Here is a 25,053-nt window from a genome sequence, read left to right as displayed (position 1 = left end):
AAAGGAGTGAAAAAAATTTACCTGGCGGGCTTTGACGTGTTCCGCCCGGATGCCCAGCAATACGGCGCATTGTTGAAGACTTTGTGCGAAAAATATGGGTTCGAAGGCCTTTATCCGCTGGATAATTCCGTGCCCCGGAATCTGACGACGCTGGAAACAGCGCGCTGGATCTACCGGGCCAATATTGCCTTGATCGAACAGTCCGATATCGTGATGGCGAACGTGAATCTGTTTCGCGGCGCCGAGCCCGATTCGGGCACGGTTTTCGAAGTGGGTTACGCGACCGCCCTGAACAAGCCCGTCTGGGTCTATACCGACCAGTCACGCTCGCTGGTACAGCAGATGGCGGCGCACAAGGTGGCCGGTACGCGCGCTTATGTGGATGATCTAGGTTATACGGTGGAAGACTTTGGGTTGAACCTGAACCTGATGATCGCGTGCAGCGCACATGTCGTGGTCGGCACTGCAGAAGATTGTTTGCAAAGAATCGATCCGACCTAAGGGGTGGGAAACCGGGGCGCCGGTTTCGGATCCGGTGCCTGGTCCGGCGTACGGGTGACTCACTTTGGCGTCGGCGTTCATAGCTCCGCGTGGCAGGCCCTATGGGGTGGTGTTGCGCTCCTCGTTGCCGGTTCGTCGCCCTGCGGCGCCGAACATCGCTTGGCCTCGCTCGTACGCCCCCTCCGGGGCTCCCTTCGCGTGCGGCTCGCTCGGCACCGAAAGTCGCTGCAACACCACCCCATAGTACCTGCCCCGCTGCAACATGGAAGCTTGGAACGCCGTTGGGACGGGTCGTGTGCTGGGCGTTTTTCTGTGGGGTTGGAGATAGATGGGCAGTCAATGCTGCGACTGCTATTGACATAGATATAGACACCGACATAGACACCGAAACCGAAACCGAAACCGACCGCCGTTTACTGTTGCTGGCGTGGAAATACGAGCGTACGCGTACAGCTCCCGCCGACAATACCTGCCCCAATGTCCGAGCAGCCCCGGCTGGCGGGGCGCGCAGGACGAGCGCATGAGTTCTTCTTAACCGGGCATACCCGACGCAAAAAGGTCAAGCACAAAAGCCGTCCCAGCAATGTTCTCAATACACGTAACGCAGGCGTTGCGGCAGTGTAGGGGATGTGGGCGACTTTCGCGGCCCCCAGCGGGCCGGAGGCGAAGGGAACCCCGAAGGGGGTGGACGAGCGAGGCCGCGCTGGTTCGGCGCGCAGGGCGCCGAACAGGGCCGCGAGGAGCCCGCATCCCCTACACTGCCGCAACGGCGTGTTAAGGAGCATCGCCGGCAGCCAAAGCACCGCCGGCAGTACCCACGTAGTAGCAGGCACTGTCCGAAATCCCCGCAATGAAGAAGTCCAGGCAACGCCTGGTCCACCTACTTCTTACGTGCAGCAATATCCTTCTGCGCCTGAGTAACCAAGTCCTCGCCTATCGTCTTCTTCCACTTCTCAAACACAGGCTGGGTCACCTTCACGAACGCATCGTGCTGCTCAGGCGTCAGGCTGGTGACCGTTACGCCATGGCCTTCGATATCCTTCAGCATGGAAGGATCTTCGGGCGTCACGCCTTTGCGTGCAATGATGATCTCCTGCTTGGCGGCTTCGATGGCCGCCTCTTGCACGATCTTGCGGTCAGCTTCGGTCCACGATTCCCAGACTTGCTTGTTCACGACGAAGATCAGCGGGTCGGCAACGTAGTTCCAGAGCGTCAGGTATTTTTGTCCCACGGTGTAGAGCTTGGAGCCGGCGTAGATGGACAATGGATTTTCCTGCCCATCGACCGCACCACTGGCCAGTGCGGGTTGTGCGTCCGCCCAGCTCATTTGCGTGGGATTCGCGCCCAAGGCGGTGAAGGTGTCGATGTACAGAGGCGAGCCGACCACGCGAAGCTTCATGCCCTTGAGGTCTTCGGGCGACTTGACGGCATGCTTGGAATTGCTCAGCTGCCGATAGCCATTTTCGCCCCAGGCCAGCGGCACGACGCCCGCTTTTTCAATGTCCTTGAATAGTGTCTTGCCGACTTCACCATGTATAAGTGCATCGATGGCGGCATAGTCGGGCATGAGGAAGGGCAGGGAAAACAGATTCAACTGCTTGACTTGCGGCGACCAGTTGATGGTGGATCCTACGGCCAGGTCGATCAGGCCTTGGCGGATGGCCGTGAATTCGCGTGTCTGATCGCCCTGCACGAGCGACGTGCCAGGGTAGATCTTGATATTGATACGTCCGTCGGTGCGTTCGCGCACCAGCTTGGACCAGATCTCGGCCCCCTGACCCCACGGAAAGGCGGTACCGACCACGATGGACAGCTTGTATTCGGATTTGTAATCGGCAGCATAAGCTGTGGAACTGGCGGCAAGGGCCGCAACTGAGCAAGTTAGGGCGCCGAGTAAAGCACGGATTTTCATGAGTATTCCTTTTTGCAGGTTAAGACAGCATGGAACGACAGGTCACAACATAAATTTCCGGACTCAGTAGCCCAGGTAGCGGGGTAGCCACAAAGCAAGTTCCGGAAAAACGATTACCAGCACCAGCACCAGGAACATGGACGCCAGCAGCCACACCACCCATCGCAATGTGCTCTCTATAGGCACTTTCGCAATCCGGCAGGAAACCATCAAGTTGACTGCGAGTGGAGGCGTGAATTGCCCCAGCGCAACTTTCAGCGTAAGCAGGACACCGAACCATACCGGATCCCATTGGTAGGCGTTGGCAATGGGCATGAGCAGAGGTACGAAGATCAGGAAAATCGAAATGCCATCCAGGAACATGCCCAGGGTCATCAGCAGAAGGACCAGCAGGGACAACACCCCGTATTCACCCAAGCCGGAATTGACGATGGCACGGGTGATGGGGTCGATTACGCTCAGTGTCGACAAGGCCCAGGCAAAAATGCCGGCAAGCGTGACCACCATCATGATGACCGCCGACAACTCAGCCGCTTCACGGATGATCAGGAACAGGTCGCGGAATTTGATGGTGCGATGCACGCACATGCCGACGAAAAGGCCATAGAACACGGCGACGACGGCCGCTTCCGTCGGGGTGAAGAACCCCATGCGCATACCGCCCAGGATCAGCACGGGTGCAACAAGGCCCCACGCCGCCTCGAACATGCTGCGCCAGAACGGTGGGCGCGGCAAATCGTGTTCGAGCACACCCATATTGTGGCGGCGTGCGAGCCAGACGGCCGGTATGATCAGCGCGACGCCTGCCATCAGCCCCGGCACCATGCCGGCCGCGAACATTGCTGGCACCGATGCTTCGGGAACCAGTATGGAATAGATAATGAAAGCAATAGAAGGAGGAATCAGGATATCGGTCGAGGCACCGGCCGCCACGATACTGGCTGAGAAAGGTTTGGGATACCCCGCCTTGGTCATGGCGCCGATCATGACGGCGCCGACGGCGGCCGCGCAGGCAGGACCCGAACCGGAGATGCCTCCCAGGAACATGGCGACCGCTATCGCCACGAGAGGCAGCATGCCCGGTCCACGGCCCACGATGGCAATCGCGAAATTGACCAGGCGGCTTGCCACGCCCGAGCGGTCGAAGATGGAACCCACCAGCACAAACATGGGTATGGCCAGCAAGGGGTATTTGGCCAGACCGGCATAAAAACTCTGCGGCACGGCCAGCAAGCCGAACCATTGCGTATCGAGGTTCGACATCACGATGGCCAGTGTGCCGGCGACGCCCAGCGACACGCCTACCGGTACGCCGATGACCATAAGCAGGAGGAAGGACACGAAAAGCAGGGTGACGATCATGCCCGCGCTCGCAGCAGGCGTCGCAGCATTCCGGCCATGCGCAGTGCGATGGCGCTTGCCAGTATGGGCATCCATATCGAATACCACCACGCCGGTACGCCAATGGCCGGCGACGTATCACCGTAGCTGTAGTCGTCATAGGCCATGCGTGCCGACAGCACGGCAAGCAACATGAAAAACAGCAGCACCACGACGGCAGAGATCAGCGCCAGTCGGCGACGGCGCTGCGCGGAACCTCCGTCGGCGATGAGTTCGATGCGTATGTGCTGATTGCGCACAAACGCCGACGCGCCCGCGGTCATGGTGAGCACGATGAGCAGGAATACAGAGATTTCTTCGGTCCAGGCAAATGACGTGTCGGTCAGGTAACGCCCGATGACATTGCCGAAGGTGATGAGCGCCAGGGCTGAAAGAATCAGCACCGACGCCCAGTCCTCGAACTTCAGCGGCACCCTGACGGGCGGATCCGGGATTTCGGGAAGTATGGGTTCTATCGGTTCATCGTGATGCGCGTCGGGTATTGCCATTTGTCTCCGGTACCGCTTGTTTTTTTGACATGCTAACCCGCCTCGCCGGTTTTGCGGGTTCGGGGTTTCCCGCGTTTTGGCAGCGCCAGCATCGTGCCGCGACACGCGGAAGTGCCGCACAGGCACTGGTACTGCTTGCGCAGGGTTTTGGTGATGCGTCCTTCCATGACCAGTCCATAGTCGTAGAACAATTCAGCGCCTGCCGGAATGTCTTGCACGGCCACGATGTATACCCGTTTTCCGTTGCTGCTTTCCTGCGCTTCGCAATTGGGTCCGCAGGAGTGATTGATCCAACGTGCGTCGTTGCCTCTGTCGCCGCCGTCGATCACTTTGCCGCTGCTTAGCGAAAAAAAGAAGGTGTGGAAGGGATCGGCCGGATTCACCGGATGCAATTCATCGGCTCTTTCGGATGTGATCCGCCTGCCGCCGTATTCGATGATGCGGGTGCCTGCTGGAATGTCCCTGGCGGCGAATACGCCCGTGCCGTGCAGGGTCGATGCTTTAACAATATGCCAGGGCTTGGATACGGGTGCCATAGTTGCGCTTTGATCGGGACGAAAGAGGATAAACTGCTGGAGATCGTTATCTTATGCAATAAAAGCGGACTCCGTGAATACTTCTGCCGAACCAAGCAGCCGAAATGGCGCGCAAGCATTACTCCAGACTCTCATAGCTCATGGCGTGGACACCATTTTCGGCTATCCCGGGGGCGCCGTCCTTCCGCTGTACGATGCCTTGTATTCCGAGCCTCGGATCCGCCACGTCCTCGTGCGCCACGAGCAAGGTGCCGTGCACGCCGCCGAAGGCTACGCGCGCTCCACAGGGAAGCCGGGTGTGGTGATCGTGACTTCGGGTCCCGGCATGGCCAACACGACATCGGGCCTGCTGGATGCCATGTGCGATTCCATACCGGTACTTTGCATCAGCGGCCAGGTTGCCACGGGCGCGATCGGCACAGACGCATTCCAAGAGTGCGATGCCATCGGCATTTCGCGCCCGGTTACCAAGTGGAATGCCCAGATACGCCGTACCGAAGACGTCACCGCCATGGCCGCCAAGGCATTCAGCCTGACCACATCCGGGCGTCCGGGCCCGGTGCTGCTCGATTTTCCCAAAGACATGCAAATAGGCCTGGTGCCGTTCGAGCCGGTCGCCACATCCGACGCCCCTGACCTGGTCAGCATCGAAACCACATCCCCCGCGGCGGAGGCCGCCATCAAGCGCGCAGCCGCGCTTATTGCCAACGCAAAGCGCCCCGTATTTTATGGCGGCGGGGGCTTGATAAATTCGGGCCTGGACGCCTGCCATGCCTTCACCAGCCTGGTACAGGATATGGCGGCTCCGTGCACGCTTACCCTGATGGGTCTGGGCGCGTTCCCGGCGGACGATTCTCTGTTTCTCGGCATGCTGGGTATGCATGGAACGCTGGAAGCCAATCTGGCCATGCACCATGCCGACCTGATCGTTTGTGTCGGAGCCCGTTTCGACGACCGTATCACCGGGCGGCTTTCCGATTTTTGTCCGCATGCCAGCAAGATCCACCTGGATATCGATCCTGCCTCCATCAACAAGGTGGTGCGGGCCGATGTAGCCATGGTGGGCGATTGCTACCCGTTATTGCGGGCCTTGCGCCGGGAGCTGGCGCAGGTGGAATTGGCGCCGGCACGGCTGGATGCCTGGTGGCAACGCATAGGCGTATGGCGCGCAACCGACTGTCTGAAGGTCACGCCGTCGCCCGACCACATTTTGCCGCAGCACCTGATGCAGCGGGTCGATCATGTGCTCACGGGTCTGGATGCCATCATCTCCACCGATGTAGGCCAGCATCAGATGTGGGCGGCGCAGTACATCAAATTCAACCGTCCCAACCGTTGGCTTACTTCGGGCGGCGCTGGCACCATGGGCTACGGCCTGCCGGCGGCCATCGGCGCGCAAATTGCGCACCCTGACAAGCCAGTGGTGTGCGTCAGCGGCGACGCCTCGGTGTTGATGAATATCCAGGAGCTCGCCACCGCCACGCAGCACCAGACGCCGGTCAAGGTAGTCCTGTGCAATAACGGTCACATGGGCATGGTGCGCCAGTGGCAGGAACTGATACACGATGGTCGCTACAGCCACAGCTATAACGCGTCCATCCCCGACTTCGTGGCGCTGGCCAAGGCCTTTGGCTGGGGAGCGGCGCGCGTTGAAGATCCAGCCCAACTGGATGCGGCACTGGCACACTGCATGGCCTACGACGGCCCCTTCTTCCTGGACGTCGTCGTACTCGCCCAGGAGAACTGTTTTCCCATGATGCCCGCCGGTTATGGGCACCAGCAGGTGATGTTGTCGGAAGATACCTGGTACGTCGAGGACTAAAGAAAAACCCCAATATCCTTGCGAAGGGTATTGCTGTAAAACTCCCGCTTCAGTCAAAAATAACCATTTACAAGTATTAGGGACAAAATGCGTAAAACCTGGATTTCCAAATGCGTGCTGGCCGTTGCAATGGCAGGCATGTTCAGTGCCGTTCCGGCCGTGGCAGAGACCACATTGAAAATGGCTTATGCGCTATCCACCAATTCGCATTATGGTGCCGGGGCCGACGCATTTTCCAAAGCGTTGGGCGCCAGCACGGCCAATAATTTCAAAGTCCAGCAGTTCCCCAATAGCGCCCTGGGCGGCGAGCGTGAAGTCATCGAGGGCTTGCAGCTTGGCACCATAGATGTCGCCATTGTATCCACCGGCGCCACCCTGAATTTCGTTCCGAAAACCGGCGTTTTCGACATTCCCTTCCTGTTTCGCGACCTGGCCCACGCCCGCAAGGTGCTGGATGGCCAGATCGGCAAGGATATGCTCGCCGAGTTCCCCAAACGTGGTCTGGTAGCGCTGGCATGGGGCGAACAAGGCTTTCGCCAGCTTACCAACAACATTCGCCCTGTTGCCAAGCCGGAAGACGCCAAGGGTTTGAAAATCCGCACCACCGAAAATCCGATCCACATTGCAGCGTTCCGCCAGCTGGGCGTGCTCGCCACTCCTATGGCATGGCCAGAAGTCGCCACAGCCTTGCAGCAGGGCACGATAGACGGCCAGGAAAACCCGTTGTCGGTAATTGTCTCGGCAAAGCTGCCGCAACTGCAGAAGTATTTGTCGTTGACGGCCCATGTGTACGGCCCCGCCCTGGTGCTCATGTCGCCTAATGTCTACAACGGCTTGTCCGACGCCGACAAGGCAAAATTCCAGGCAGCGGGTCACGATGCCGCAATCGCCATGCGCGACTATGTCGATGCGGTCGAAAAAAGCGGTCTTGAAGAAGTCAAGAAGCAGGGCATGAAAGTCAATACGGTTGACCAGGCCGCCTTCGCCAAAGCTGTCGAGCCCGTCTACCCGCAATATTACAAGCAGTTCGGCAAAGATTTTGTCGAGTCCATCCGCAACACGAAATAACGGCTTCAGCTTTTTGCATTGTCAGGGGCTGACGCAATCGTCAGCCCTTGTCGATTCTTCGCACCGTGAACGTCAAGCCAGTAAACACAGGACAGGCCGTGCCAATACTTCGCATCATGGACCGTACATTATTTCGGTTCATTTCCCTCGTCACGCAGCTTTTGATCGTCTCCTCGGTGGCTGCCGCGTTCTACCAGGTCATTGCACGCTTTGTGCTGGAATCGCCGGCCGACTGGAGCGAGGCCTGGACACGAGCATCGCTTATCTGGACCGTCATGCTGGGTGTCGCACTGGCCTTCCGGCAGGGTGCGATGTTAAGCGTCGAGATGCTGCACGGTATGCTGGCGCCGCGCAACAAACGGTGGCTGGAACACGTGATCCTGTCTATCTCCGTATGTTTTCTCGGCTTCATGGCATGGGCCGGCGGGCAAATGACCTGGCGCGTCCGATTCCAGACCATGCCCAGCCTGGACGTGTCAATTTCGTGGGTATATATCTCGATACCCATAGGCATGGTTCTGGCAATACTGGCCGTTGTCTCATTTTGGGCGGAAGGGCCACGTGTTGCCACGGTCGACGAAACGTTTATCTGATGCATGTACTCCAGACCGCCAGCAAACAATCCAATTACGCCGGGTGAATGAATGTCGCAGTTGATGGTTGTTTCCATGTTGTTGTTCTTTGTGCTGTCTGTGCCGGTGGCCGTCTCCATAGGCCTGGGCAGCATGCTGGGTATTGCCTTCGACGGCCAGATGACATGGCTGGTCGTGGCGCAGCAAATCTATGCTTCGCTCGACAAGTATCCCCTGGTCGCGGTGCCATTCTTCATCCTTGCCGGAAATCTCATGGAGGCTGGCGGTATTTCCGAGCGCATGGTCACCTTTGCAAAGAGCCTGGTGGGCGGATTCCAGGGCGGCCTGGCTTGTACTTGCGTATTGACCTGCATGATCTTTGCCGCAGTGGCTGGCTCCAGCGTGGCGACCACTTTCGCGGTAGGCGCCATCCTCATCCCGGCAATGGTCCAGCACGGCTACCCCAGGCCGTTTGCCGCCTCATTGCAGGCCTCCGCGGCGGAACTGGGCGTCATCATCCCACCGTCGATCCCCATGATCCTGTTTGCCGTGGCAACCGACACTTCCGTCGGCGAACTCTTCATCGCAGGCGTTGGTCCCGGAATTCTCATCAGCATGGCGTTGATGTTGTACGTGTGGCTCTACGCACGCAAGAATGGCTACGGCAAGAACGACGGCGACGGTCGCCTTGGACTGTGGCCTGCATTCAAGCAAGCCTGGCTTGCGCTGCTGATGCCCGGAATTATTCTTGGCGGTATCTACGGCGGGATCTTCACGCCTACCGAGGCGTCTGCGGTGGCAGTCGTCTACGCCCTCATCATCGGTATATTCGTCTACCGGCGCCTGACGTTCGCAAACCTATCCAGGACGCTGCATCGCTCCGTGGTGTCGACCGCAGTGATCATGTTCGTGATCGCCAATGCGGGCGTATTCGGATTCTTGCTAAACAGGGCTGGCATCCCGGCGGCCCTCGGTGAATGGCTGGGTCAGATCTTCAGCAACAAATACACTTTCCTGTTGGGTGTCAATGCTGCATTATTCATGATAGGCATGTTCATCGAGACTTCGGCTTCAATTGTCGTGCTGGCCCCCTTGCTGCTCCCGGTCGCCATGCATTTCGGCGTGGATCCGGCGCACTTCGGAATCATCATGGTGGTTAACCTGGCCCTGGGAATGGTCACGCCGCCGTTCGGTGTGAACCTGTTCGCGGCATGCGCGGTGGCCAAGTTGCCGATCGAACGGCTTGTGCGGCCGTTGTTGCCTTTCGTGGGGGTGATCGTGGCATGCCTGATGCTGATTACGTATATTCCGGAGATATCGCTCTTTTTCAAAGAGCTGGTTTACGGGTAACTGAAAAATTACTGATCCCGCTTGAACAACTCAACTTTTACAGTGACGCCCGCCTTGACCCACTTCGCTGGCCGAGCCGGTGACCACAACAACCGTGCAATGGCGGGGTCGCCGGCCATTGCAGAGGAACTGGCCCGCCGCCTTGGTGTTGATCCGGTTGTGATAAGTCAGCCTGAACAGGCATTGGCAACCGGATGGCAGGTCGAGCTCGACGCTGCACGTTCTGCCCTTTGTGCAATGGGTGCGCGTTACGAGCAACTGTTCAACCAAGGAGCTGTACCGTTCACCGCACTTTCCCGCTGTGCAGTTTCACTTGCTACGCTGCCTGTCGTTGCACGGCACCGTCCGGATGCAGTCGTTGTGTGGCTCGATGCGCACGCAGACATAAACACTCCGGATAGCACGACTAGCGGCTATCTTGGAGGGCTAGCCCTCGCCGGGCCGCTTGGAAAATGGGATTCCGGCTTTGGTCAAGGGCTATCTGCGTCCAATACGATCCTTGTTGGGGCCAGGGATATTGACCCGTTCGAGCAGCAGCTCATCGCTCGCGGCGCAGTAACTCTCATCCCTCCAGGCCCCGACATCGCGGGACGAGTCTCTGCGGCCGTGGCTGGCCGCCCTGTCTACCTGCATCTGGACTGCGATGTATTGGAGCCCGGTTTAGTCCCGACTGACTACAGCGTTACGGGTGGCCTTAGTCTGACCGAGTTGCGCCAAATCGCAGAAGCGGTTGCGATCAGCGAAGTCGTCGGACTTGAGATCGCAGAGTTTGAGGCAGACACGACGCCAGAAGGTACACAGGCTGCTGCCCGCCGCTTGCTCGACGCACTTCAGCCCTTGCTTCCGATCATGTCCTCCGCATAGATATGCTGTTGTTTCCTTCGGCGGTGCGAGCGGTGGTGTGCACATAGATGGTTGTGTCCGCTTCTGGCCGATCGTGCCCAAAGACAAAGATCGGAGCCGACCCGTTGCGGTCGTCAACAAAGTAACCCGCTGCAAGATGCCAAGATCAATCAGCCGCTTCAGGCTTTCCTGGAGAAACAGAGCGCCCAGGTGCCATAGGCGCGCTGCAATATGCAGTCGCGCACTGGACAAATCAGCTTTTGTTCCTGCAAGCGCTAAGGTAATCGAGTCCGTTGGCCAGTGCAGCGTACTCATCACAGGTTCATTTTGTTCTGAGTTCCTGGCGTAGGTCCTAGCTGCGAACCAGCGTGGTATAGCAAAAGGAAGTGAACACCAAGCCGTTGTCTGACCGAAGTACGGACGGCTAGATATTTGGCTCACGCCTGCATCCAATGGCCCCACGTTTTTACCTTTTTCGCAAGCCTAAACGGCAAGGCGGCGGTGGCTGGTGCCGGGCAGGCGAAGTAAGCGTGCGCCGGATAAATGGTTCGGCCCGGGGAGGCAAGGTCGCGCATGTTTGAGGGCGGCGATTGATGACAGTCCGGGGGACTGTCATCCCGCCCGAGTTCGCGGCCGCCCCGGGACGGATCATTTATCCGGGAAGTCCCGGCGAAGCACGGGACCGCAGACGCGTTGAGCCAGTCCGGCACCAGCCACCGTCGCCGTTTTAGTGCGAAGTGCAAAGTACGAAAGTGAGGAGGTACGGCGACTGCGAACTACAACAAGTTTGAAGCACAGCAATAAAGCACAACGACCGCGAAGTGCCGAAAGCTGCAGTTATGCGTTCAACCCCGGCACCTCCGACCTAGACAATCGATATAAAGAATCGTGGGCCTATTTGTTCACCCTGACGACGTCAGGGCATGTTCAATAGCCTTGTTCCCTTAAAACGGCGGATCGTCGTCGTTCACGTCAGCTGCAACAACGGCCGTCTTCACCGCCTTCTTCGCAGCCGTTTTGCTCGCCGCTTTCTTGGCGACTGCCTTCGTAGCTGTTTTCGTAGCCGTCTTCGTCGCGGTCTTGGCCGCCGCTTTCTTCACCGCCGACTTAGCGGCTGTCTTCGTCGCTTTCTTTACAGCGGTCTTGGCGGCAGTTTTGGTAGCAGTCTTCGTGGCCGTCTTTTTCCCCGGCTTTTCAGGCCGGGGCTCGAATTCGAACCCGATCTTGCCACTTTCCTGCTTGGCCAGATACGCCTTGAACTTTCGATTCGTCCGGCTCGACACAAAGCCTTCCAGCAGATCCGTCTTGCCCGTCGACAACAGCTTCTGAATCTGTTCCGGCGCGATCTCCTGCTGCAGTATCATCTTGCCGCTTCGGAAGTCGCAGGACTTTTCAGGCCCCACCGATTTCTCGCATACATAGTTCATACCGTATTCGTACACGCTGGCGCTGCACTTCGGACAAGGACCCAAGGCAGTTTTCTCGGAAAAATCGACAGGCTCCGTGTCATTGTCGTCCTTCTGGCCAAAGTCGAATTCCAGTTTATATTCATCCGTAATACGCAACAGCGCGGCAAATGGCCTGCCCATCTTGCTGATAAAGCCGGGCAGTGGACCCAGCTCGCGCTTGGTCAGCAGTTCCTCGACTTCAGGTATCTCAAAGGTGCGTCCGCCCGGGTGCTTGCCGATGGAAAAATCGCAGCTGGTGCAGGCATAGCGTCGGTAGTTCTCTTTCACCACGCTGCCGCATTTGGGGCAAGGCGTGCTGAGCGTTGCGTAATCGCCAGGAACCGTATCGCGCTCGTATTCCTTGGCGCGCTTGACGATAACCTGTGTCATCTGTGCAATTTCACGCATGAACTCGTCGCGGTCCAATTCGCGTTGCTCGATCTGCTTCAGGCGATGTTCCCATTCGCCCGTCAATTCAGGCGATGTGAGTTCATTCACTCCCAGCCCGGACAGCAGCGTCATCAACTGGCGAGCCTTGGCACTGGGGATGAGGTCGCGTCCTTCACGGCGCAGATAACCTTCGTTGAGCAAGCCTTCGATAATGGCGGCCCGTGTCGCCGGCGTGCCCAGGCCCCGCTCGGACATGGCTTCACGCAAAGCCTCGTCGTCGACCAGTTTGCCGGCGCCTTCCATGGCGGACAAAAGCGTACCTTCGTTGAACCGCGCCGGGGGCTTGGTCGCCAGGCCCTTGGCTTCGACGTCTTCGGTCTTGACCTTTTCACCTTCCACGACAGCCACCAGATTGGTGTCGTCGCCCTGGACTTCGCGGCCATAGATGGCAAGCCAGCCGGGGGTGACCAGCACCTTGCCCTCGGTTTTGAAGTGATGCCCTGACACTTCGGTGATGCGCGTCGTCAGGCGAAACTCGGCAGCGGGAAAAAACACGGCCAGGAAGCGTTTGGTGATGAGTTCGTAGATCTTGGTTTCGGCATCGCTGAGTTCGCGTGGGATCTGCAGCGTGGGGATGATCGCAAAGTGATCCGAGACTTTTTTATTGTCGAAAATGCGCCGGTTGGGCTTGACCCAGTTCTGCTTGCAGACTGTCTCTGCGAACGGTCGCACGCTGGCCGCCGCTGCCGAACCGCCTTCAGCCAGTGCCTGCATGGTCTGTTGAACCGTCTGGATATAGTCTTCTGGCAAGTAGCGCGAGTCGGTACGCGGATAGGTCAACGCCTTGTGGCGCTCGTACAGGGTTTGCGCCAGGCTGAGCGTGGTCTTGGCCGAAAACCCGAAACGGGAGTTGGCTTCGCGTTGCAGCGAGGTCAGATCGAAGAGCGCCGGTGATATTTGCGTTGATGGCTTGGATTCCTCGCTTACGCGCCCTGGTTGATCGCGGCAAGCGGTGACGATGGTCTGTGCCGCCGTTTGCGACCATAGCCGGGAGTCGCGCCGTTCCGGATCGCGATCATCTTTCACGAACTTGGGATCGAACCAGCGACCGGTGTACAACCCGGCAGCCGCGACAAAAGTGCCATGCACCTCCCAATAGTCGCGGGATACAAATTTGCGTATGCGTTCTTCACGTTCTGCCACGATGGCCAGCGTGGGTGTCTGGACCCGTCCGACCGGTGTTTTGAAGAAGCCGCCGTCTTTGCTGTTAAAGGCCGTCATGGCGCGGGTGCCGTTGATGCCGACCAGCCAGTCCGCTTCGGCGCGCGAACGCGCCGCGGCTTCGAGCGGTTTCATGGTGTCGTCGTCGCGCAGGTTATCAAAGGCTTCCCTGATGGCGGCCTGGGTCATGGAACGCAACCAGAGACGGGTGACGGGCTTCTTGATACCGGAAAATTGCACGATATAACGGAAGATCAGCTCGCCTTCACGGCCCGCGTCGCATGCATTGATGACGGCGTCGACGTCTTTGCGCTTGAGCAGCTTGACCAGCAGCTTCAGGCGCTCGGCCGAGCGCTTGTCCGTGGGTCCGAGCTCGAATTGGGGCGGGATTACTGGCAGATGCGCGAAGCTCCATTTTCCACGCACGGGATCGTTGGGCGCGACAAGGCTGAGCAAGTGTCCGATGCTCGATGCCAGCACGAATCGATCGCTTTCAAAGTAATCGCCCTCCCGGGTGAATCCTCCCAAGGCGCGGGAAATATCCAGAGCTACCGAGGGTTTCTCGGCAATAATCAACGTTTTATTCATGAGTTTCCAGTGACTGCATTTCAGCAGCAATAGCGCGGATCATAAGAGGTGATATTCGCACTATGCAAGTCGAGTGTAATCAAAACGACCCCTAGCGGCGTCACGATACACTAAAACGCTTGGCCCATTGTGATTTGGCGGTCGCCCAGAACGATGCGAGATCGCTGGCGACCACGGGCGGAAAGCCCAGGGCCTGCCATGCCTGATTCAAGGTGTGCATCGGATGCGCGATGTCCAGCGGTTCGGCATGGTTCTGCTTCGACAGCTTGCGTCCGTCGTCGTCCATGAGCACCGGGATGTGCATGACACGAGGGTAGTCGATATGCAGGTGCCGTGCCAGGACGCGCTGGCGTGCCGTCGAATCGAGCAGGTCTTCGCCACGCACGATGTCGCTTATGCCTTGTGCGCCATCGTCGACGACCACCACCATCTGGTAGGCCCACAGGCCGTCGGCACGCCGCACGATGAAGTCGCCGATTTCGCCAGCGACGTCCTGCTCCTGGGGGCCTTGCCAGCGATCATGAAAGCGCTCCATGCCGGGCGGAACCTTGAAGCGCCATGCCCGCGCCTGACGTCCGGCAGGCAGACCCTCCCGACAGGTGCCGGGATACGCACCCCAAGGAAGTTCCTGGCGGGTGCAGGCACAGCCGTAGACGAGGTGTTCCGCCATGAGCGTGTCGAATGCCGCCTGATAGCGATCCATATTTCGGGATTGCCAGGTCGGGGGTTCGTCCCAGTGCATGTCCAGGGCCCTCAGCTGGGTCATTATGATCTGATCTGCGCCCGGCACGACACGAGGCGTATCGATGTCCTCGATGCGCAGCAGCCATTTGCCGTGATGGGCGCGGGCATCAAGAAAGCTTGCCATCGCGGCAAGCAGGGAGCCGTCGTGCAATGGGCCGGTTGGACTCGGTGCGAATCGCCCGATATAGGGACGTTTACCGCCTTGTACTTCCAGCGCCATGCAGCAATGCCTGTTTAATGCGATAAGCGCGCCGGGTCGTCGGCCAATAACTCTTCAAAAACCAGATGGTCGACTTCGGCCTCTTGGCTCCACAGAACCATGAGCGCGATAATCTTGATTTTTTCAAGGGAGATCGGGGATTCGGTGGTTGCCTGGGCCCGGTCGATAAGTATTTCGCGCAGGACGGTCGGCAGGACGCCCGAATTCTCGAGGAACGCTATGAAACCGATGGCTTCGGTGCCGAGCGTGCGGTATTCATAGTCGGTGAATACGCGGCGGCTGTCGCCTTGCGGGTTCTTGGCCAGCTGACCACATTCTTCCGTGGTTTGAGCCAGCCCGTGCAACCAGCCCAAGGCGTCGTTGATGTCTTCGTCTTCGAAACCCACTGCGGCAAGCTTGTGCGCCAGCACATCGGCCTCGGGACACGCTTGGGGTGTATAGTAAGTTTCGAACAAGTAAACCAATATATCGAACATATGCGATTCCGGTTGCCGTTTGCGAAAGTCTTTGCGTGTGCGAAAGTCAGTGAGTAGATAAAAGCTTAACCGGTAAAGTTATGATGACTTTACGCTGATTTGTCATCCCGGGCAAATCGGGCTGTTGTTGCCAGCAGACGCTGCTGAATGCTGTGGCCGACGGCTATCTAGGCAGAAAGGTGCAGTCAATTACTACTTTTGGGGGTGTCCATGGAAGAGGTTCAACACGCGGTACGCGAGACCGATCCGCCGCAGGCCAGCACGATCGCCATTCCACCTGCGGCTCGTCCGGGCGATCCCCTCGCGGCCGTCGATACGCCCAGCCTGATCCTGGACCTGGATGCCTTTGAAGACAATTTGCGGACCATGCAGGTACTCGCCGAGCGGCACGGTGTGGCGCTGCGACCGCATGCCAAAGCCCACAAGTGTCCCGAGATCGCAATCCGGCAGGTGGCATTGGGCGCCAGCGGCATATGCTGCCAGAAAGTATCTGAAGCCGTACCCTTTGTGGCTGCGGGCGTGCGCGATATCCTGATCAGCAATGAAGTCATCGGCGTCCCTAAGCTGGCTTTGCTGGCACGGCTGGCACGGCAGGCCCACATGTCAGTCTGTGTCGATAATGTTCGCGCGGTCGAAGCGTTGTCCTCGATGATGGTGGAATACGAGGCCAGCGTGCGCGTTCTGGTTGAAATCGACGTCGGGCAAAAGCGCTGCGGTGTCCAAACTCCTGACGAGGCGATATCCCTGGCGCGCCTTGTACAGAAGTTGCCCAACATCACTTTCGTGGGCCTGCAGGCTTACCATGGCGGGGTGCAGCACAAAAGGTCGCTGGATCAGCGGCAGAAGGCGGCCGAAAAGACGGTGCGCGCGATACGCGGCTATCTTGATGCCTTCGCCAGGGCAGGAATTGAATGCCCGATCGTCAGTGGCGGTGGCACCGGTACGGCGGCATTCGATGTGGCCAGCCAGGTGTATACCGAGATACAGGCCGGTTCCTATGCTTTCATGGACACCGACTATGCCGGCATCGACTGGGGCAATGCCCTGTCGTTCCGGCATAGCCTGTTTCTGCTTGGCACAGTCATGAGCACGCCCACGCCGGACCGGGCGGTGGTCGATCTCGGCTTGAAATCCACCAGTGCCGAGAGCGGCGCGCCGCAAGTCGCGGACCGCCACGATTTGCGTTGCGTGGCCGTGCACGACGAGCACTGCATATTGCTGGCCGACAACCGACGCAGCCGCCCCGAAGTCGGTATGCAGCTGCGGCTGATACCCGGGCATTGCGATCCCACCTTTAACCTGCATGACTGCATCGTGGCGGTGCGCGGCCAGCATGTCGAAGCGTTGTGGCCCATCAGCGCCCGGGGTTTAAGTCGTTAACCCGCGTCGCTTGAGGCTCGGCAGGCTAATACATTGTGTCTAGTCCGTCAGGGCGATCAGTTCGGCGCCGTCGCTGACCTGATCGCCGACGTCGAAGAACAATTCCTCGACAGTGCCGTCCGATGGCGCATGAATGGTGTGTTCCATTTTCATGGCCTCCATGACCAGCAGGGCATCGCCACTCTTGACCTTGTCGCCGGCCCTGACCGAGATGGATATGATCTTGCCGGGCATCGGGGCGGTCAGGCCGCCTTTGTGCTCGTTGGAGTCCTCCTGGGCATGCGCCACGGCGTCGTGAACGTGCAGCACTTGCACGACGCCATCGGCAAATACATGCACGCTTTCACCATGGAGCACAACGTTGGCCGAGGCATCCGAGCTATCCAGCCGCACGCGCACCCGATACTGGCGGGGTGCAAGCGCTTCGGTGTGCCATTCGAACGATTGGGCTTGGTCATTGTGGGTGTAAGTCCATGCCTGGCCGCTACGGGTGATGTGCACATCGCGCAGAGCGTCGTGTTCCAGCAGGGAAAACACCTGTCGGTAGCTGCCATTGATGCGCCAGCCATCCGCCTGGGCCCACGGATCCACGTGCACCGTATTCTGTTTAACGGCTGATTGCGCCAGTCCTTGCCTGGCCAACAGGGCCGCTATTGCCAATGCAAGCGTGCTGTCGGGAACAGGCGCCGCAGGAGGGAAAAGGCTATCTTGTTGGCGGTCGATCAAGCCGGTGTCGAGGTCCGCACTGGCGAAGGCCTCGTCCACCATCAGCCTCCGCAGGAAGGCAATATTGGTCTGTACACCTACGCCCTGGATCTCACCCAGGGCCTGCACCATGCGCGCCCGTGCCTGGTCGCGGTCGGCCCCGCGCACAATCAGCTTGGCGATCATGGGATCGTAGAACGGTGTAATGGTGTCGCCGGCCCGCACCCCGCCATCGATCCGGATATCCCCGTTCTGGAAGGCGGCATGAGGCGGAAAGTTCAGCGTGGTCAGTGTCCCGATGGAAGGCAGGAAGCCCTTTTCGGGATTCTCGGCATAGATGCGTGCCTCGATGGCATGCCCGGTAATGGAAAGTTGCTCCTGGGTGACGGGCAAGGCTTCGCCGGCCGCGACGCGCAGCTGCCATTCGACCAGGTCATGGCCGGTGATCATTTCGGTGACCGGGTGCTCGACCTGCAGCCGTGTGTTCATTTCCATGAAGTAGAAGCAGCCATCGGGTTCGACAATAAATTCGACGGTGCCGGCGCCTACATAGCCCACCGCGCGCGCGGCGGCCACGGCGGCTTCGCCCATGGCACGCCGGCGTGCGGCGGTCATGCCAGGGGCGGGCGCTTCTTCGATGACTTTCTGGTGGCGACGCTGAACCGAGCAATCGCGCTCGAACAGGTACAGGCAGTTGCCCTGCGTATCGGCAAAGACCTGGATCTCGATGTGACGCGGCTTTTGCAGATAACGCTCGATAAGCACCTTTTCGTCGCCGAAGCTGCTGGCTGCTTCGCGCTTGCATGATGCCAGTGCATCGCCGAAGGCAGCACTGGATTCCACGATGCGCATGCCTTTTCCGCCCCCGCCGGCGCTTGCCTTGATGAGCACTGGGTATCCCATGATGTCGGCCTGGGACTGAAGAAAGCCAGGGTCCTGGTTGTCGCCATGGTAGCCGGGCACGAGCGGCACACCCGCTTTCTCCATGAGCGTCTTGGCTGCCGATTTGCTGCCCATGGCGGCAATGGCGCTGACGGGCGGCCCGACGAAGATAATTCCGGCATCAGCGCAGGCCTGTGCAAAGCCTTCGTTCTCCGACAGAAAGCCATAACCGGGATGTATGGCCTGCGCACCTGTCCGGTGGGCCGCATCGAGAATGACGTCCGCGCGCAGATAGCTGGCGCGGGGTTCCGACGCGCCAATATGCACGGCCGTATCGCAGGCGGCGACATGACGCGAATTGGCATCGGCGTCGGAATAAACGGCAACGGTGCGCACGCCCAGGCGGTGGGCGCTGGCGGCGACCCGGCATGCAATTTCGCCCCGATTGGCAATCAGTAAAGTGGTGAACACATCGACTCCTTGGGATTACATGCGGAACACGCCAAAACGTGTGTCCTCGATGGGGGCATTCAGTGCGGCGGACAGCCCTAGCGCGAGCACCCGGCGGGTATTGGCCGGCATGATGATGCCGTCATCCCACAAGCGCGCCGTCGCATAGTAAGGGTGGCCTTCTTTTTCGTATTGCGCGCGTATGGGCGCCTTGAATTCCGCTTCGTCCTCGGTGCTCCATTGGCCGCCTCTGGCCTCGATGCCGTCGCGGCGCACTGTAGCCAGCACGCTGGCCGCCTGCTCGCCGCCCATGACCGAAATACGGGCGTTGGGCCACAGGAACAACAGTCGCGGGCCGAAGGCACGCCCGCACATGCCGTAGTTTCCGGCACCGAAGGATCCGCCTATGAGTATGGTGAACTTGGGAACGGCCGCAGTGGATACGGCGGTGACCATCTTTGCGCCATGGCGCGCAATGCCTTCGTTTTCATATTTGCGGCCCACCATGAAGCCGGTGATGTTCTGCAGGAAAACCAATGGAATCTTGCGCTGGCAGCACAGTTCGATGAAGTGTGTGCCTTTCTGCGCGGCCTCGGAAAAGAGCACGCCGTTGTTGGCGATGATGCCAACCGGCATGCCGTGGATGTGGGCGAAGCCAGTGACCAGCGTGGTGCCGAAGCGCGCCTTGAATTCGTCGAACTCGGAGCCGTCGACGATGCGCGCGATGACCTCGCGCACATCGTAGGGCTTGCGGGTGTCGGCGGGAATGATGCCGTTGAGCTCCTGCGGGTCGTACAACGGCTCGGCGAAAGCCTTGCGGCGCAACTGCACCGGCTTCTGATGATTCAGCCTGGCCACCGCATTGCGCGCGAGATACAGGGCATGCAGGTCGTTATTGGCCAGGTGGTCGGCCACGCCCGACAGGCGGGTATGCACGTCGCCACCGCCAAGGTCTTCGGCGCTGACCACTTCACCGGTCGCCGCTTTGACCAGTGGCGGCCCGGCGAGGAAGATCGTGCCCTGGTTCTTGACGATGATGGATTCATCGCTCATTGCCGGCACGTAGGCGCCGCCGGCGGTGCATGACCCCATCACCACGGCGACCTGGCCTATGCCAGCGGCCGACATGACGGCCTGGTTGTAGAAAATGCGCCCGAAGTGATCGCGATCAGGAAACACCTCGTCCTGATTGGGCAGGTTGGCGCCCCCGGAGTCGACCAGATAGACACAAGGCAATTTGTTTTGCTGTGCGATTTCCTGGGCGCGCAGGTGCTTTTTTACTGTGAGCGGATAATAGGTGCCGCCTTTGACCGTGGCGTCATTGCACACGATCATGCATTCGATGCCCGAGACACGCCCGATTCCCGTGATCAACCCCGCGCCCGGCGCTTCGTTGCCATAGACATCGTGTGCTGCCATGGGGGAAAGCTCCAGGAAGGGCGTACCGGGATCCAGAAGCCGTTCCACCCGATCCCGAGGCAGCAGTTTGCCGCGTGCAAGATGCTTTGCGCGCGCCGACTCGCTGCCGCCCATTGCGGTCTTCAATAGCTTTTGTTGCAGGTCATCGACCTGTTCCTGCATGACGCGGGCATTGTCCACGAATGCTTGCGACCGCGGATTGATCCGGGATTCGATTACCGGCATTGATTGCTATTCCTAAAAAGCAAGAGATGGCGCGCGGCCCAGCCGCGGCGCCACGTACAGGCCGAGGACCATGCTCCTAGACCATTTCGATAGCCAGGGCGACGGCTTCGCCACCGCCTATGCACAGGGAGGCCACACCGCGCTTGCCGCCAGTTTTACGCAAAGCTCCGACAAGCGTGGTAAGCAGGCGCGCACCCGAAGCACCGATGGGGTGGCCCAGTGCCGTGGCACCGCCATGGATATTCACTTTCTCGTGGGGCAGTTTCAGTTCGGTCATCGCTGCCATCGTCACGACAGCGAACGCTTCGTTGATTTCATACAGGTCGACGTCCCCAGCGCTCCAGCCAGTCTTGGTCAGCAACTTCTGGATGGCGCTGACCGGAGCGGTCGTGAACCAGGCCGGCTCCTGCGAATGCTGAGTGTGGGCAACGATACGGGCCAGGGGAGTGGCGCCCAGCTTCTTGGCGGTGGATTCGCGCATAAGGACCATGGCGGCAGCACCATCAGAGATGGACGAGGAGTTGGCCGCGGTGACGGTACCGTCTTTCTTGAACGCGGGCTTGAGGGTCGGCACTTTTTCCGGCATGGCCTTGGTTGGCCCTTCGTCGGTGTCGATTACGGTATCGCCCTTGCGGCCTGCCACGGTGACCGGCGTGATCTCCCATTTGAAGCTGCCGTCTTCGGTGGCGGCGCGGGCGCGGCGCAGGGATTCAAGCGAGAAGGCATCCTGCTGTTCGCGGGTAAAGGTGTATTTCGCCGCGCAGTCTTCAGCGAATACGCCCATGGCCGTCCCGCGCTGGTAAGCGTCTTCCAGGCCGTCGAGCGCCATGTGATCGTAAACGGTGGAGTGGCCATAGCGATAGCCCTGGCGACCGCGCAGCAGCAGGTAGGGGGCGTTGCTCATGCTTTCCTGACCCCCGGCCACCACGACGTCGGCGCTGCCGGCCATGATGATGTCGTGGCCGAACATGGCCGCCTTGAGGCCCGAGCCGCAGACTTTATGGATGGTGGTGCAACCGACGGACAATGGCAGGCCGGCCCCCAGGGCAGCCTGGCGCGCGGGCGCCTGGCCCTGGCCGGCTTGCAGCACGTTGCCCATGATGACTTCATTGACGACGTCGCCCTGGATGCCGGCGCGTTCGATGGCCGCCTTGATGACGATGGCGCCCAGTTCATGCGCGGCCAGGCCGGAGAGGCTGCCCATCATCGCCCCCATGGGGGTGCGCGCAACCGATACTAAAACAATGGGGTCAGACATGGTTTGCTCCTGAAATTGAAGGAAAAGAAAGAGTGCCGGCAGTTAGACTGGAACCCGCTACGTCCAGGCGCCGGTCCCGGTGGTAGGGAAAAATATCTTCGATGCGGCCCTGGACCGCGCGTTCGCGGCAGCCTTGCCACCAGTCAGCATTCAGCAGGTCGGCATGGTGTTCCAGGAATGCCGCCCGCACACGCGGGTCGCCCAGCAGGAAGAAACGGAATTCTTCCGGAAAGACATCGTTGGGACCCACCGGATACCAGGGTTCGCTGGCCAGTTCGGCCTCTTCATTGGGCGCCGGGGGAATGTGCCGAAAGTTCATTTCTGTCATGTGCTGGATCTCGTCATAGTCATAGAATACAACTCGCCCAAGACGGGTGACGCCAAAGTTCTTGAACAGCATGTCGCCGGGAAAGATGTTCGCGGCGGCCAGTTCGCGTATGGCGTTGCCATAGCCGAGCACGGCCGCTTCCAGGGCATTGTCGGACGCCCGTGCCAAATACAGGTTGAGCGGCGTCATGCGCCGTTCGATATAGACATGATTCAACAGGATGCTGTCGTCGCGCTCTTCCAGAAGACTGGGCACCTGTTCGCGCAGCTCGGCCAGCAGGGCGTCTGAACAGCGCGCCCGCGGTAAGGCCACTTGCGAGTATTCCCAGGTATCGGCCATGCGACCCACGCGGTCGTGCCGTTTCACCAGTTGGTATTTTCGTCGCACGGTGGCGTGGTCCATGCCGTCTTTGGCAATGCGGTCGCGTATCAGCTTGAACACATACGGGTAAGAAGGCAACGTGAAAACGATCATCACCATGCCGTGGATGCCGGGTGCGACATCGAAGGCATCATGGGAGTGTGACAAATGATGCAGGAAGTCGCGATAGAAAAGCGTCTTGCCCTGCTTTTGCAGTCCGATGGCGGTATAGAGCTCGGCGCTGGGCTTGCGCGGTATCAGCGAACTCAGGAAATGGACGTAGGCCGCCGGGGTTTCCATGTCGACCAGGAAATAAGCGCGCGTGAAACTGAACAGCGTGCTCAGATCGTCGGGGGCATGCAGCAAGGCGTCAAGCCGTATGTGGCCCGAAGGCGCGCGCAACAGTGCAATCGCGAATGGATAGGTCGTACCCTGGTTGATCAGGCGCCCGACGATGTATGCGCCCTTATTTCGAAAAAACAGCGAATTCAGCACATGGATCTGGCAGTCCGGCGCTATGCGCTGGCCCGCGTCGCCAGGAATGGCGCGCCGCAACTGGCGCAAGGCCATGCGCGCGACCTTGCGCGTGTCGGCGGGAAGATCGGCAAAAGGCGCGGCAAGTCCGAAATCGGCCACCATGGCGATGAGCGACTTCTCCAGGCCGGCGCTGACCGGATAATAGACCCGGTACGAGGGCAACCTGCTGTCCAGGTATTCGGTGGCAATGGCGGGCCGTACGAACAGGAAATCGTTATGGAAATAGTCCCGGTGCAACAAGCGGCATGACACCGAGTTGAAGAAGGTTTCCGCACATTCGGGTTGCCTGTGGGCGGCCAGCAAGGCCACGAACCCGGTCTTCACGGATTGCCAGAATTCCATCTGTGCCGGTGTCAGGCTTTGCTGTGCAGACGCACCGCTTGGACTGGCATCGCTGTCTTTGAGCGCGGCTGTCAGCAGCGTGGCGCATTCGTGCACGCGCGTGTCGTAGTACTCGATGCGTTCACGCGACAACTGCTGGATACCGCGCCAGTCGCCCGATTCAAACAGGGCCTTGGCGCGCTGGGCACTATAGCGGAACAAGGCATAATGGCGATCGAAACCGTCGAGCATGGTCCGGGCCACGGCGTCTGGCGATAGCCCGCGGCGCGATACCTGTTCGATACGTTGATGATCACCGACGAAAATCATGCCTCATCCTATGTTCGGCTGGACGCTGGCGACTGGGCCTTGGGAGCGTCAAGCCGTTTCGTTGAAAAGCTCGCGGCCGATCAGCATGCGGCGGATTTCGCTTGTGCCGGCACCGATTTCATAAAGCTTGGCATCGCGCCACAGGCGTCCTGTGGGGTAATCGTTAATGTAGCCGTTACCGCCCAGTATTTGTATTCCTTCGCCAGCCATCCAGGTGGCTTTCTCGGCGCAATACAGAATGACGGCAGCACAGTCCTTGCGCACTTCCCGTCCGTGGCCGGCACCAAGCCTGTCCAGGTTCTTGCCCACGGCGTAGCAGAAGGCGCGGCTGGCCTGCAGCGTGGTGTACAGATCGGCGACTTTTCCCTGAATAAGCTGGAATTCGCCGATGGATTGGCCGAACTGCTTGCGATCATGAATATACGGCACGACGACGTCCATGACGGCCTGCATGATGCCCAGCGGCCCGCCCGTCAGTACTGCGCGCTCGTAGTCCAGGCCGCTCATCAGCACCTTTACGCCGCCATTGAGCTCACCCAGTATGTTTTCTTCGGGTATTTCGCAGTCCTGGAATACCAGCTCACCGGTATGGCTGCCGCGCATGCCCAGCTTGTCCAGCTTCTGGGCAATGGAAAATCCCTTGTAGCCTTTCTCGACGATGAAGGCGGTGATGCCGCGCTGCTTTGCCGCTGGATCGGTCTTGGCGTAGACCACCAGCGTGTCCGCATCCGGCCCGTTCGTGATCCACATCTTGTTGCCATTCAGGACATAGCGGTCGCCCTTTTTATCGGCCCGCAGCTTCATGCTGACGACGTCGGATCCGGCGCCTGGCTCGCTCATGGCCAGTGCGCCAATGTGTTCGCCCGAAACGAGCTTGGGCAAGTACTTCTCCTTTTGTGCAGCGGTGCCGTTGCGGTGCAGTTGATTGACGCACAGATTGGAGTGGGCGCCGTAGGACAGTGCGACCGAGGCGCTTGCCCGCGAAATTTCTTCCATGGCGATCATGTGGGCCAGGTAGCCCATATTCGCCCCGCCATAGCTTTCGTCCACGGTCATGCCCAGGAGACCCAGGTCACCGAACTTGCGCCATAGATCCATGGGGAATTGGTCGCTGCGGTCGATCTCGGCGGCGCGCGGCGCGATCTCGGCCTGGGCGAAGTCATGGACTGCGTCGCGCAGCATGTCGAGGTCGGAACCCAGGTCGAAATTGAGGCCGGGAAGATTCATGTTTTGTCTCCAAGTTTGAAAACGGTACGCCACGTTGTGATAGCGGGCGTT

19 protein-coding genes are annotated in these 25,053 nt (G+C 59.5%); 7 read left to right on the top strand and 12 right to left on the bottom strand.

Annotated elements, in window-relative coordinates; translation table 11 throughout:
- Positions 1-6: 6 nt before the first annotated feature.
- A complete protein-coding gene (locus CR155_RS00970; RefSeq protein WP_102068140.1) occupies positions 7-501 on the top strand; it encodes a nucleoside 2-deoxyribosyltransferase in 495 nt (164 codons plus the stop codon).
- Positions 502-1,381: 880 nt separating this feature from the next.
- Here CR155_RS00970 and CR155_RS00965 read toward each other — a convergent pair.
- The 4 genes from CR155_RS00965 to CR155_RS00950 all read right to left on the bottom strand — a co-directional run bounded on the left by CR155_RS00965 (position 1,382) and on the right by CR155_RS00950 (position 4,838).
- Positions 1,382-2,413, bottom strand: a complete 1,032-nt coding sequence (locus CR155_RS00965; protein ID WP_102068139.1) for a DctP family TRAP transporter solute-binding subunit — start codon at positions 2,411-2,413, stop codon at positions 1,382-1,384.
- Between the two features lie 63 nt (positions 2,414-2,476).
- The gene (locus CR155_RS00960) at positions 2,477-3,775 is read right to left on the bottom strand and encodes a TRAP transporter large permease (protein ID WP_102068138.1); all 1,299 of its coding nucleotides are present in this window, start codon (positions 3,773-3,775) and stop codon (positions 2,477-2,479) included.
- Positions 3,772-4,302 (bottom strand): TRAP transporter small permease, encoded by a 531-nt coding sequence (locus tag CR155_RS00955; protein ID WP_102068137.1) that lies wholly within the window; start codon positions 4,300-4,302, stop codon positions 3,772-3,774. Before CR155_RS00955 ends, CR155_RS00960 begins: the two co-directional genes overlap by 4 nt.
- Positions 4,303-4,334: 32 nt before the next feature.
- Positions 4,335-4,838, bottom strand: a complete 504-nt coding sequence (locus tag CR155_RS00950) for an SET domain-containing protein (protein WP_102068136.1) — start codon at positions 4,836-4,838, stop codon at positions 4,335-4,337.
- A 73-nt stretch (positions 4,839-4,911) separates the two neighbouring features.
- Here CR155_RS00950 and ilvB point away from each other — a divergent pair, with 73 nt between their 5' ends.
- The 5 genes from ilvB (at position 4,912) to CR155_RS00925 (ending at position 10,514) form a co-directional block, all read left to right on the top strand.
- Positions 4,912-6,660 (top strand): biosynthetic-type acetolactate synthase large subunit, encoded by a 1,749-nt coding sequence (gene ilvB / locus CR155_RS00945; protein WP_102068135.1) that lies wholly within the window; start codon positions 4,912-4,914, stop codon positions 6,658-6,660.
- Positions 6,661-6,747: 87 nt separating this feature from the next.
- The gene (locus CR155_RS00940) at positions 6,748-7,728 is read left to right on the top strand and encodes a TRAP transporter substrate-binding protein (RefSeq protein ID WP_102068134.1); all 981 of its coding nucleotides are present in this window, start codon (positions 6,748-6,750) and stop codon (positions 7,726-7,728) included.
- A 98-nt stretch (positions 7,729-7,826) separates the two neighbouring features.
- Positions 7,827-8,321, top strand: coding sequence for a TRAP transporter small permease (locus tag CR155_RS00935; RefSeq protein WP_102068133.1), 495 nt, complete (start codon positions 7,827-7,829; stop codon positions 8,319-8,321).
- A 51-nt stretch (positions 8,322-8,372) separates the two neighbouring features.
- Positions 8,373-9,650 (top strand): TRAP transporter large permease, encoded by a 1,278-nt coding sequence (locus tag CR155_RS00930; protein WP_102068132.1) that lies wholly within the window; start codon positions 8,373-8,375, stop codon positions 9,648-9,650.
- A gap of 21 nt (positions 9,651-9,671) precedes the next feature.
- Positions 9,672-10,514: an arginase family protein gene (locus tag CR155_RS00925; protein ID WP_199171639.1), complete on the top strand. Its 843-nt coding sequence runs from the start codon at positions 9,672-9,674 to the stop codon at positions 10,512-10,514.
- A 923-nt stretch (positions 10,515-11,437) separates the two neighbouring features.
- Here the strand turns inward: CR155_RS00925 and CR155_RS00915 are convergent.
- The 3 genes from CR155_RS00915 to CR155_RS00905 form a co-directional block, all read right to left on the bottom strand.
- Entirely contained in the window at positions 11,438-14,140 is a 2,703-nt protein-coding gene (locus CR155_RS00915; RefSeq protein ID WP_102068130.1) for a DNA topoisomerase III, read from the bottom strand.
- Between the two features lie 100 nt (positions 14,141-14,240).
- Entirely contained in the window at positions 14,241-15,104 is an 864-nt protein-coding gene (gluQRS, locus tag CR155_RS00910) for a tRNA glutamyl-Q(34) synthetase GluQRS (RefSeq protein WP_102068129.1), read from the bottom strand.
- 14 nt (positions 15,105-15,118) lie between these two features.
- A complete protein-coding gene (locus CR155_RS00905; RefSeq protein WP_102068128.1) occupies positions 15,119-15,580 on the bottom strand; it encodes a Smg family protein in 462 nt (153 codons plus the stop codon).
- A 210-nt stretch (positions 15,581-15,790) separates the two neighbouring features.
- Between CR155_RS00905 and CR155_RS00900 the strand changes: the two genes are divergently transcribed.
- On the top strand, positions 15,791-16,960 hold the full coding sequence (locus tag CR155_RS00900) for a DSD1 family PLP-dependent enzyme (RefSeq protein ID WP_102068127.1): 1,170 nt from the start codon (positions 15,791-15,793) through the stop codon (positions 16,958-16,960).
- Positions 16,961-16,999: 39 nt separating this feature from the next.
- Here the strand turns inward: CR155_RS00900 and CR155_RS00895 are convergent, their stop codons facing one another.
- The 5 genes from CR155_RS00895 to CR155_RS00875 all read right to left on the bottom strand — a co-directional run bounded on the left by CR155_RS00895 (position 17,000) and on the right by CR155_RS00875 (position 25,002).
- Positions 17,000-19,018: an acetyl/propionyl/methylcrotonyl-CoA carboxylase subunit alpha gene (locus tag CR155_RS00895; RefSeq protein ID WP_102068126.1), complete on the bottom strand. Its 2,019-nt coding sequence runs from the start codon at positions 19,016-19,018 to the stop codon at positions 17,000-17,002.
- Between the two features lie 15 nt (positions 19,019-19,033).
- Positions 19,034-20,641, bottom strand: a complete 1,608-nt coding sequence (locus CR155_RS00890; protein WP_102068125.1) for a carboxyl transferase domain-containing protein — start codon at positions 20,639-20,641, stop codon at positions 19,034-19,036.
- Positions 20,642-20,717: 76 nt separating this feature from the next.
- A complete protein-coding gene (locus tag CR155_RS00885) occupies positions 20,718-21,899 on the bottom strand; it encodes an acetyl-CoA C-acyltransferase (RefSeq protein WP_102068124.1) in 1,182 nt (393 codons plus the stop codon).
- Positions 21,892-23,775 (bottom strand): bifunctional isocitrate dehydrogenase kinase/phosphatase, encoded by a 1,884-nt coding sequence (aceK, locus tag CR155_RS00880; protein ID WP_102068123.1) that lies wholly within the window; start codon positions 23,773-23,775, stop codon positions 21,892-21,894. The genes CR155_RS00885 and aceK overlap by 8 nt, the downstream gene beginning before the upstream one ends.
- 48 nt (positions 23,776-23,823) lie before the next feature.
- Entirely contained in the window at positions 23,824-25,002 is a 1,179-nt protein-coding gene (locus CR155_RS00875) for an isovaleryl-CoA dehydrogenase (protein ID WP_102068122.1), read from the bottom strand.
- Positions 25,003-25,053: the final 51 nt, after the last annotated feature.

It is taken from the genome of Pollutimonas nitritireducens, from assembly GCF_002849615.1.
Lineage (GTDB): Bacteria > Pseudomonadota > Gammaproteobacteria > Burkholderiales > Burkholderiaceae_B > Pollutimonas > Pollutimonas nitritireducens.
Note: the sequence above shows the minus strand (reverse complement) of the source record. Positions and strands in the feature narration are given on the sequence as shown.

What these genes read in the sequence shown, in the direction of transcription:
- CR155_RS00950 (WP_102068136.1), bottom strand. Translation starts at nt 4,838, where the DNA reads ATGGCACCCGTATCCAAGCCCTGGCATATTGTTAAAGCATCGACCCTG.
- CR155_RS00930 (WP_102068132.1), top strand. Translation starts at nt 8,373, where the DNA reads ATGTCGCAGTTGATGGTTGTTTCCATGTTGTTGTTCTTTGTGCTGTCT.
- CR155_RS00965 (WP_102068139.1), bottom strand. Translation starts at nt 2,413, where the DNA reads ATGAAAATCCGTGCTTTACTCGGCGCCCTAACTTGCTCAGTTGCGGCC.
- CR155_RS00890 (WP_102068125.1), bottom strand. Translation starts at nt 20,641, where the DNA reads ATGCCGGTAATCGAATCCCGGATCAATCCGCGGTCGCAAGCATTCGTG.
- aceK (WP_102068123.1), bottom strand. Translation starts at nt 23,775, where the DNA reads ATGATTTTCGTCGGTGATCATCAACGTATCGAACAGGTATCGCGCCGC.
- CR155_RS00900 (WP_102068127.1), top strand. Translation starts at nt 15,791, where the DNA reads ATGGAAGAGGTTCAACACGCGGTACGCGAGACCGATCCGCCGCAGGCC.
- CR155_RS00940 (WP_102068134.1), top strand. Translation starts at nt 6,748, where the DNA reads ATGCGTAAAACCTGGATTTCCAAATGCGTGCTGGCCGTTGCAATGGCA.
- CR155_RS00885 (WP_102068124.1), bottom strand. Translation starts at nt 21,899, where the DNA reads ATGTCTGACCCCATTGTTTTAGTATCGGTTGCGCGCACCCCCATGGGG.
- CR155_RS00875 (WP_102068122.1), bottom strand. Translation starts at nt 25,002, where the DNA reads ATGAATCTTCCCGGCCTCAATTTCGACCTGGGTTCCGACCTCGACATG.
- CR155_RS00915 (WP_102068130.1), bottom strand. Translation starts at nt 14,140, where the DNA reads ATGAATAAAACGTTGATTATTGCCGAGAAACCCTCGGTAGCTCTGGAT.
- CR155_RS00960 (WP_102068138.1), bottom strand. Translation starts at nt 3,775, where the DNA reads ATGATCGTCACCCTGCTTTTCGTGTCCTTCCTCCTGCTTATGGTCATC.
- CR155_RS00955 (WP_102068137.1), bottom strand. Translation starts at nt 4,302, where the DNA reads ATGGCAATACCCGACGCGCATCACGATGAACCGATAGAACCCATACTT.
- gluQRS (WP_102068129.1), bottom strand. Translation starts at nt 15,104, where the DNA reads ATGGCGCTGGAAGTACAAGGCGGTAAACGTCCCTATATCGGGCGATTC.
- CR155_RS00905 (WP_102068128.1), bottom strand. Translation starts at nt 15,580, where the DNA reads ATGTTCGATATATTGGTTTACTTGTTCGAAACTTACTATACACCCCAA.